Genomic DNA, 1,021 nt, shown 5'->3' with positions numbered 1-1,021 from the left:
CGGCTAAATGGAGATGACGGGACGGCTCCGACCTGCTGAGCGCTGGCAGGTGTGTCAGCCTCTTGCACGGCGCCACCGGCCCCCCTGTGGATCACCGGTACCCCCAGTTGCGGGGCACTGCTGGCCGACTACGGATCGCCGCGAGTGGCGAGTATCGGTACGTCTCAACCTGTGAGCAGGTGCCGATACAGCAGCTCTTGGATGTCCTGCCCATCACGGAAGATGGCGAGCACGACGGTTTCGCGCCGCGCCTCGTCGACCAGATATCCCGCTCGATAGCCAGACTTGGAGATCTCGCGATACCTGGTGATACCAAACTCGGCACCGGCGGCGGCAATCGGGTGAGCGAGAGGGGACTTCCGGAGCTCGATGGCGACCTCGTCAACGACGCTGGTCATCTTTGCAACTGCGTCGGGGCGAGAAACCGATTTTGCGAGGTGGTGCACCTGGTCATGCGCGCAGGTCCTCGCCGAAGCGCTGAACCGGACCTGGAAAGCCCTGGCTGTCATTTGCTATCGCCCCCGAACCGCTGTTGCAGGCCTTCTTTCAGCTGCTCGGATGATATGTGCTTGCCACCCTCGTACTCCTTGGATCCCAACGCCAACAGCTTGACCAGGGCGATGGACTCATCGCGGCGGACACGATCCGCATAGGCCTCGATCACATAGGCTGGCTTGCCATTCTGGGTAACAATCATTGGCTCAGTGAGCTCAAGATCGGCCGCATTCTTTTTCAGGTAGCTGATTGTTTCGACTCGCATTGATAGATCCCAATGTTCACTGCAATGCGGCCCACTCTATCGTTTATCGGCCCAAATTAGAACCAAATATGGTCCTATTCTTTCGGCGATGCATTCTTGTGTCAGGGCTGGAGGCATTTCCGGCACCGCTGCGCAGCCCTGCGCTGGCCGGCAGAACTTGGTGCTGCTGCGTCGACCTCGATCGTCAGTTGCCGCCCGCGCCGCCGCGCGGCGCAGGCCGACCGACAGGACCTGGTGCAGCTGCAGACCCAGTTCAACCTC

At 60.7% G+C, this 1,021-nt stretch carries 3 protein-coding genes; all 3 read right to left on the bottom strand.

The genetic code is table 11. From position 1 onward, the window contains the following. Window positions 1-164: 164 nt before the first annotated feature. Complete coding sequence (locus QKY98_RS23425; protein WP_169854975.1) at window positions 165-398, bottom strand: hypothetical protein; 234 nt, start codon at window positions 396-398, stop codon at window positions 165-167. A 107-nt stretch (window positions 399-505) separates the two neighbouring features. Further along, window positions 506-760 (bottom strand): type II toxin-antitoxin system Phd/YefM family antitoxin, encoded by a 255-nt coding sequence (locus QKY98_RS23420; protein ID WP_017638802.1) that lies wholly within the window; start codon window positions 758-760, stop codon window positions 506-508. Between the two features lie 36 nt (window positions 761-796). After that, window positions 797-1,021, bottom strand: a 225-nt coding sequence (locus QKY98_RS23415) for a hypothetical protein (RefSeq protein ID WP_284671678.1), incomplete at its 5' end; no start/stop codon positions are given.

Source organism: Pseudomonas sp. HR1, from assembly GCF_030175875.1.
Classification (GTDB): Bacteria; Pseudomonadota; Gammaproteobacteria; order Pseudomonadales; family Pseudomonadaceae; genus Chryseomonas; species Chryseomonas oryzihabitans.
The sequence above is the reverse complement of the archived record's forward strand: the minus strand, read 5'-3'. Positions and strand labels throughout refer to the sequence as shown.

Excerpts from the sequence above, each read along its gene's own strand:
- QKY98_RS23425 (WP_169854975.1), bottom strand. The coding sequence starts at position 398 with ATGACCAGCGTCGTTGACGAGGTCGCCATCGAGCTCCGGAAGTCCCCT.
- QKY98_RS23420 (WP_017638802.1), bottom strand. The coding sequence starts at position 760 with ATGCGAGTCGAAACAATCAGCTACCTGAAAAAGAATGCGGCCGATCTT.